This window comes from Umezawaea sp. (genome assembly GCF_036375055.1).
Lineage (GTDB): Bacteria > Actinomycetota > Actinomycetes > Mycobacteriales > Pseudonocardiaceae > Umezawaea.
This window is the reverse complement of record NZ_DASUSQ010000175.1, coordinates 1-7,713: the sequence shown is the minus strand read 5'-3', so window position 1 is coordinate 7,713 and position 7,713 is coordinate 1. Positions and strand designations below refer to the sequence as shown.

6 protein-coding genes are annotated in these 7,713 nt (G+C 73.3%); 3 read left to right on the top strand and 3 right to left on the bottom strand.

The annotated features are described in order from the left end of the window. Positions 1-24: 24 nt before the first annotated feature. Positions 25-504, bottom strand: coding sequence for a hypothetical protein (locus VFZ92_RS41260; protein WP_330883455.1), 480 nt, complete (start codon positions 502-504; stop codon positions 25-27). A gap of 4 nt (positions 505-508) precedes the next feature. Further along, a complete protein-coding gene (locus VFZ92_RS41255; protein WP_330883453.1) occupies positions 509-841 on the bottom strand; it encodes a hypothetical protein in 333 nt (110 codons plus the stop codon). A 184-nt stretch (positions 842-1,025) separates the two neighbouring features. On the opposite strand from VFZ92_RS41255, the gene VFZ92_RS41250 reads away from it, so the two are divergent. After that, a complete protein-coding gene (locus VFZ92_RS41250) occupies positions 1,026-1,718 on the top strand; it encodes an SMI1/KNR4 family protein (protein ID WP_330883451.1) in 693 nt (230 codons plus the stop codon). A gap of 10 nt (positions 1,719-1,728) precedes the next feature. Then, entirely contained in the window at positions 1,729-2,724 is a 996-nt protein-coding gene (rfbB, locus tag VFZ92_RS41245; protein ID WP_330883449.1) for a dTDP-glucose 4,6-dehydratase, read from the top strand. Positions 2,725-3,324: 600 nt separating this feature from the next. Here the strand turns inward: rfbB and VFZ92_RS41240 are convergent. Then, complete coding sequence (locus VFZ92_RS41240; protein WP_330883447.1) at positions 3,325-5,760, bottom strand: hypothetical protein; 2,436 nt, start codon at positions 5,758-5,760, stop codon at positions 3,325-3,327. Positions 5,761-5,904: 144 nt separating this feature from the next. Here VFZ92_RS41240 and ahcY point away from each other — a divergent pair, with 144 nt between their 5' ends. Continuing rightward, a complete protein-coding gene (ahcY, locus tag VFZ92_RS41235; protein WP_330883445.1) occupies positions 5,905-7,377 on the top strand; it encodes an adenosylhomocysteinase in 1,473 nt (490 codons plus the stop codon). The last annotated feature ends 336 nt before the right edge of the window (positions 7,378-7,713 follow it).

The window sequence follows — 7,713 nt, the reverse complement described above, 5'->3', positions numbered from 1 at the left end:
TGGGGGGAGCCGACCACACCGCCGTCAGCCCGTCCTGGCCCTCAGCGCGGTCCACACACCGCTCTCCGGAGCCGGGACGTGCACCAGGATCTCCGCCGCCTGGCCCGGATCCACCCGCGCGACCAGCGCCGCCAGCTCGTCGGGCAGGGCGTCGCCGGGCAGCCAGTGCAGGCCGTGGTCCTCCTTGACCAGCGCCGAGAGGACGGCGGCCTGCGGCAGTTCCGCGGCGTGCCGCAGGTGCACGCCGACCTCCTTGATCAGGTCCGACCCGTGCCGCCGCGGTCGCTTGCCCTCCAGCAGGGCGAGCGCGAGGTAGTAGTGGGCGTGGAGGTTGCGCGGCTCGTTGCGCACCACGTCCTCCAGGCTCCGCCGCGCCTCCGCGTGATCACCTCCGGCCAGCGCCTTCAGCCCGACCGCGAGTCCGTCCCAGTACGGGACACCGATCCGGTCGACCACGCTGTCCGCGTGCCGGAGCAGCCACTGCTCGTCGGGTAACTCGCGCACGCCGTCAGCCGGTCAGCGTCATGACGACGCCCTCGATCACCGCTACCACCGTCGGCGCGCCCGCGGCGATGCCCTTGGCGTCGACCAGGTCGGCCTCGATCCGCTCGACCCGCGGGGTCGGTGCGAGGGCCTCCGCGTTGGCCGAGTCGACCACGGCCGCCAACCTCGATCCGGCGGCCTGGTCGAGGTCGTGCGTCCCCACCGCCCGGTCGACCAGCGACCGCAGGGCGGTGAGTTGTGCGAGCACGCCGGGGTCGAGCTCCCGGCTGTCGGACCGGCTCGGAGCGCCATCCCGGACGTCGTTGTCCTGCTCTGTCCCGATCGTGAATTCGGCCATCCGCTGCCGCACTCCTCGTGCTCTGTGTGTCTGGGCGGTCGGTTCATCGAGCCCGATCGACACCGTGTTACGCCGAGTTCATCGAAACTTCAGAAATTGCCCCGTTCGGGTAAATCCGCCCCGAACGGCGGCATCCGGTGGGGTCACGGCCCGCGCGCCCACCGCGCTTCGTAGGGTTCGGGCCGTGTCGATGGGATCCGCCCTGCTCCGTGCGCTGGACGACCGGGCCGCCGCGTGGACGTTCGTCCGGGACTTCGCGGCCGGGTGGGTGGCGCCGCTGACCGACGCCGACGGGGTCGACGACGCCGAACTCGACGCGGCCGAGGCCCGGCTCGGGCTGCGGTTGCCCGCCGCGCTGCGCGAGGCGTACCGGCTGTTCGGGCGGCGCGAGGACCTGACCGCCAACCAGGACCGGTTGCTGCCGCCGGACGAGCTGTCCGTCGAGCACGGGATGCTGGTGTTCCGCGAGGAGAACCAGTGGGTCGCGCGCTGGGGCGTGCCGGTGGAGGACCTGGAGCGGGACGACCCTCGGGTCGTGGTGCGGGTGAGCCTGGCCGACCCGGACGCGGACCCGATCAGCCCGTGGCTCGACCGGCTGTCGGTGGCGTTCGTGGAACTGGTGCTCAGCGAGTCGCTGTTCGTGCCGGAGGAACTCTCCTGGGGCGACGAGGTGACCGCCGACGAGGTGGCGCTGGTGGAGCGGTGGGCCACGCGGCTGCCCCTGCCGGACTACCCCGCGGACGGGGGCAGCCGGTGGTTCACGGGTCCGGACGTGCTCGTGCGGGTGGACGGAGGGGAGTGGCTCTGGGTCCGCGCCCGCACGGAGGAGGCGCTGGACGGGTTCACCGACGCGCCGGAGGAGTGGCTCCGTCGGTAGCGTCGTCGCCATGACGACCCTCCTCGTGACCGGAGCCGCCGGGTTCATCGGATCGCACTTCGTCCGCCACTGGGTGCGCGAGCACCCCGCCGACCACGTGGTGGCGCTGGACGCGCTGACCTACGCGGGCACCGAGACCAACCTCGCGGACGTGCGCGACCGGATCTCGTTCGTGCACGCGGACATCGCCGACGCGGAGCAGGCCCTGCGGGAGCACGGGGTCGACGTGGTGGTGAACTTCGCGGCCGAGTCGCACAACAGCCTGGCCGTGCTGGACCCGGCGCGGTTCTTCCGCACCAACGTGCTGGGCACGCAGGCGCTGCTGGAGGCCTCGCGGCAGGTCGGCGTCGAGCGGTTCCACCACGTGTCCACGTGCGAGGTCTACGGGGACCTGGCGCTGGACGCGGAGCACGCGTTCACGGAGGAGTCGCCGTACCGGCCGCGCACGCCGTACAACGCCAGCAAGGCAGGCGCCGACCACGCGGTGCGCGCCTACCACGAGACGTTCGAGCTGCCGATCACGATCACCAACTGCGCCAACAACTACGGCTCGCACCAGTTCCCGGAGAAGGTGCTGCCGCTGTTCACGACCCGCGCCCTGGACGGCGATCCGCTGCCCGTCTACGCGTCGAAGGACAACCGCCGCGAGTGGATCCACGCGCTGGACCACGTGCGGGCCATCGAGGCCGTGCTGGACCGGGGCCGCGTCGGCGAGACCTACCACGTCGGCACGGGCGTGGAGGCGAGCGTCGAGGAGCTGGCGGACCTGGTGCTGGACGAGCTGGGCCTGTCACCGGACCTCAAGCGCGAGGTGCCGGACCGGCCGGGCCACGACCGGCGCTACCTGCTCGACTCGACCAAGATCACGCGTGAGCTGGGCTGGGAGCCGCAGGTCCCGTTCGAGCGCGGGATGCGGGACACGGTCCGCTGGTACGCGGAGAACCGGGCCTGGTGGGAGCCGCTGCGCGACCGGTCCCCCGTGGTGGAGAACGCCTGGACGACGTAGTGGCGCAGCGGCCGCACCGGTGTGCGGGGTGTTGCCGGTGCGGCCCGCCGGGCCGGGGTTCCGACGTCGATCGCGGGGGAGTCGCGTACGCCGCGAGCGCCGAGAGCACCACGACCAGGATCGTCGACGGCACGGTGTTGAGGAACGACTTCAGCACCGTCCGGCTGGCCGGCAGGCCCTCGCGGTTCTCCAGGGTCAGCGGCGCGGGCGGCTGGTGGAGACCGTCCACCAGCCGCCCGCGTTGGTGCCGGTCCCGTCGCGCGGCGACGACACAGCAGGCCGAACACCGGCATCGGTCAGAACAGCGCCGCGGGGGGAGCGGCCGTAGCCGGTCGGTCCGAAGTGGACGGTGTCACCAGACCTCGTCCAGCAGCCGGGCGCAGCCGATCAGGCCTGGGGGCGAGTGCACCTGCGGCCGAACAGCTCCGACCTCCGCGCCGGCGCCCGCCGGCCCGGACGGGGAGCGCCCGTCGTCGACGTGCACGACCCGCGGTGGTGCCGATGCGCTGGCGCGGCAGGTCGACGGCCCGACGTCGTCCCCTCGCCTCGGGACCGGAACACGGGTCGGGGGAGGCGGCGGTCGCCGCGCACGACCGGACCTCAGGGTGATCGGGGTTCCGAAGGCTGCGGGAGCGGTTTCACCAGGTTGTCGGGGAGCACGGCCCTCCGCGCGACGGGCAGGGCGGGCAGCGAACCGCTCAGCGGCTCGTCGGGGGAGTCGACCCGGCTGAGCCCGGCCGCGATGGCCACGGCCCGGTCCCACTCGGGGTCGGCGGTGTAGTCGGAGTGGCCGCACACCCCGGAAGCCCAGCGCCTGCCGGGGAACGGCCCGCGCGCGGGGTCGGGCAGCCAGTGGTCGCCGCCGAGCACCAGCGCGCCGTTCGGACCGCGCACCGCGGGCGGCAGCGCGCCCTCCGTGCCGTCGGGGAGGTAGCCGACGCCGAGCAGCATCCCGTCGAACACCTGCCTGCCCCACGTCGTCACGGCGCCCCCGAGCGGGTCCGTGCCGCGGCACAGCGCGCGCCACCGGCCGTCGAGACCACCCGCGAGCGCGGCCAGCGAGCTGTGCGGAACGACGGCCGGGAACGCCCTCGGGTACGCCCACTGCAACTGCGACCCCGCGGTCAGCAGGCCGACGCGTTCGCGGTCCTCGGGCGGCAGCACCTCCAGCAGCCGGGCGGCGGCCACGGCGACCAGCAGGCTGCCCTGGCTGTGCCCGGTCAGCACCACGCGGGTGCCCCGGTCCTTGAGGTGCTCACGGGTGCGCGCCACCAGTTCCGGCACGACCTTCAGCGCGTAGCAGGGCGGCACGACGGGGTGCGCCTCGCGCGGCCAGAACGACGCGATGTCCGCGAGGATCCCGAGCCGCCGCCCGGACTGAGGCCTGCGGGCGGCCAGCCAGACCGCGCGCAGCAGCGCGACCGCGAGCAGGCCCAGCACGACGACCCCGAACGCGGAGAGCGGTTTCGTCCACGCGGCGGGCTCGACCCGCCGCAGCCGCAGCGCGATGGCGGGCACGGCGCCCGCGACCAGCACGGCCGCGAGGATCAGCAGCACGTGGTGGCTGTGGTTGCGCTCCCACCGGGCCCACCACCACGCCTTCGACGCCAGCTCCACGTCGCGCGCCCGACCGGAGTGCAGCAGCGACGCCTCGCGCCCCCACTCCCGGTCCCGGCGCAGCGAGTTCCAGCGGACCACGCCGGTGGTCGCGACGACGAGGAGCCCGGCGAGCAGGCCGAGCACGCCCGCGACGCCCCACAGCAGCGAGATGTAGCCGTAGCCGATGGGCAGCGGCAGCCCGCCGCCGAGCAGCCACCGCGCGGTCAGCGCGACCCCGGCGCCGAAGCCGCCGCCCAGCAGTCCCGCCACGGCGAGCACCGGCGCGGCCATCCACCCGCCCGCCCACGGCCGCAGCTCGCGCGGCTGCGCCGACCACGCCGGGCGCGCCAGCAGCGCGGCGGGCACCAGCAGGAGCCCGAACAGCACGCACACCAGCACCAGCAGCGCGGCGAGGACCTGCACGCCGACGTCCACGCCCGGCATCCGCGGCGGCAGGTGCGTGACCAGAGCGCCCGCCACGACCAGCAGCACGCAGGCTCCGAGCACCAGCCCGTGACGGCGGCGGTGTCCCGCGGCGGCGCGCAGCCAGCGGCCACCGCGGTGCGGGGCGCCGCCCGTCGGGTCGTCCAGCAGCATCACGCCGAGCGCGGACACCGCGACCAGCACCAGCCCCAGCACCCACGCGACCGTGATCGCCGCGCCGTGCCCGCCGGGCGCCACCAGCGGGCCGAGCGGACCGCCGAGCACGATCACCACCACCGCCCCGAGCGCGGCGACGACGTGCAGCGACCGCAGCGCCGGGGTGTCCGGGTCGGTGGCGACGTGCGCGCCGGGCAGCACGGACGCCCCCGGCTCGTCGTCGCGCTCCGGCCGGTCGACGCGCCAGTCCACGGTCGACAGCCGGGCCAGCACGAGGACCAGCAGGGCGACGGGCACGAGCCCGACGGCCGTTCGGACCCACGGGACCGTCCGCAGCGACGCGGGCACCGCGTCGGCCAGGCACGCGGAGCCCGGCGCGAGGCACTGCGCGGCCAGCAGGTCCAGCGTCACGACCGCCGTCTGCGCCACCAGCAGCACGGTGAGCAGCAGCGCGGCCAGCCGCAGCAGCGACCGCAGACCGATCCCGAGCAGGTGCGCGGGCGTGCTGCGCTCCGGCACCGGCGGCAGCATCCAGTGCGCCGCGTTCGCCAGGCTGAACGGGAACAGCACCGCCCACGAGGCCCTCGCCCAGCCGCCGGACGTCATCGCGCCCCACACGTAACCCTCGACCACCCGCGTGACCGGACGCCCCTCGGCCTGGAGCACCGGGCCCGGCCCCGGCCTGCGCAACCGGTCGGCGGGCCGCACGATCCGACCCAGCCCGTCACCCGCCACGTCGACCGCGGCCACCGCGTCCACGAGCGAGTGCGGGGTCGTGCCCTGCACGCCGTGGACCCGCAACTCGACGACCCGTGTGTCGGGGCCTGGAATGAGCATCGTCGGTCCTAACTGCAGCTCCGCGTGGTGAGGTCGAAGGGCCATAGTGGGCCATGGGCCACCCGATCACGGCGAACGGACCGGCCCGGCGTGGCGGCGGTAGGGTCGATTGACCCGTTAGTGCTGCTCTGGAGGGAACCGAGGATGACCGCCGACATCGAGGCCGCGAGGCTGCACACCAGCAACGGGCTGGACTTCGCCGTGGCCGATCTGTCGCTCGCCGAGTTCGGCCGCAAGGAGATCCGGCTCGCCGAGCACGAGATGCCCGGCCTGATGGCGCTGCGCCGCGAGTACGCCGAGGTGTACCCCCTCAAGGGAGCCCGTGTGTCCGGCTCCCTGCACATGACCGTGCAGACCGCCGTGCTGATCGAGACGCTCGTGTCGCTGGGCGCCGAGGTCCGCTGGGCGTCCTGCAACATCTTCTCCACCCAGGACCACGCCGCCGCGGCCGTCGTCGTCGGCCCGCACGGCACGCCCGAGGAGCCGAAGGGCGTCCCGGTGTTCGCCTGGAAGGGCGAGACGCTGCCCGAGTACTGGTGGGCCACCGAGAAGATGCTGACCTGGCCCGACGGTGGCCCCAACATGATCCTCGACGACGGCTGCGACGCCACGATGCTCGTCCACAACGGCGTGCAGTACGAGAAGGCGGGCGTCGTCCCGCAGCCTGACGAGAACGACTCCGAGGAGTGGACCGTCGTCCTCGACACGCTGCGCGCCTCGCTCGCGGCGGACTCCTCGAAGTGGACCAAGATCGCCGAGGGCATCCGCGGCGTGACCGAGGAGACCACCACCGGCGTCATGCGGCTCTACCAGCTCGCCGCGGCGGGCACGCTGCTGTTCCCGGCGATCAACGTCAACGACGCGGTCACCAAGTCGAAGTTCGACAACCGCTACGGCATCCGGCACTCGCTGGTCGACGGCATCAACCGCGGCACCGACGTGCTCATCGGCGGCAAGGTGGCCGTGGTCTGCGGCTACGGCGACGTCGGCAAGGGCGCGGCCGAGTCGCTGCGCGGCCAGGGCGCTCGGGTGGTCATCACCGAGATCGACCCGATCTGCGCGTTGCAGGCGGTCATGGACGGCTACGACGTCAAGCGCCTGGAGTCGGTGCTCGACACCGCCGACATCGTCATCACGACGACCGGCAACAAGGACGTCGTGACCGCCGAGCACATGGCGGGCATGAAGCACCAGGCGATCCTGGGCAACATCGGCCACTTCGACAACGAGCTGGACATGGCGGGCCTCGCCCGCTACCCCGGCGTCCAGCGGATCAACATCAAGCCGCAGGTCGACGAGTGGGTCTTCCCGTCCGGCAAGTCGATCATCGTGCTGTCCGAGGGCCGCCTGCTCAACCTGGGCAACGCCACCGGCCACCCGAGCTTCGTCATGTCGAACTCCTTCTCCAACCAGGTGATCGCGCAGATCGAGCTGTTCACCAAGCACGAGGAGTACGACAAGGAGGTCTACCGCCTCCCCAAGGTCCACGACGAGAAGGTGGCGCGCATCCACCTCGCGGCCCTCGGCGGTGAGCTGACCAAGCTCACCAAGGAGCAGGCCGAGTACATCGACGTGGACGTCGAGGGCCCGTACAAGTCGGACCACTACCGGTACTGATCTTTTCTTGCTGCGAAGGCCGGCCCCCGCTTCGGCGGGGACCGGCCTTTGTGGCCTCCGGCCCCCGATTTCCAGCCTACGGGACGGGGCCGACAATTCCCGCCCGCGTCGCGGGCTGCTGTGGACAACCGGCGCTGCTGTGGACAAGTCGGGGTTCGCGAGCCGATCTTGTCGGTGCTCCCCGTTACGCTGGATTCCGGGGGGCGGAGGCCGCCGGGGTGCCTGCCTGCGCCGGGTGCCTGCCTGCGGATGGTTCCCGCGGCTCGCGGTCGAGCATGATCATCGCCCGGAGCCCGGAGCCCGGAGCCCGGAGCCCGGAGCCCGGAGCCCGGAGCC

Excerpts from the sequence above, each read along its gene's own strand:
- ahcY (WP_330883445.1), top strand. The coding sequence starts at position 5,905 with ATGACCGCCGACATCGAGGCCGCGAGGCTGCACACCAGCAACGGGCTG.
- VFZ92_RS41255 (WP_330883453.1), bottom strand. The coding sequence starts at position 841 with ATGGCCGAATTCACGATCGGGACAGAGCAGGACAACGACGTCCGGGAT.
- VFZ92_RS41240 (WP_330883447.1), bottom strand. The coding sequence starts at position 5,760 with ATGCTCATTCCAGGCCCCGACACACGGGTCGTCGAGTTGCGGGTCCAC.
- rfbB (WP_330883449.1), top strand. The coding sequence starts at position 1,729 with ATGACGACCCTCCTCGTGACCGGAGCCGCCGGGTTCATCGGATCGCAC.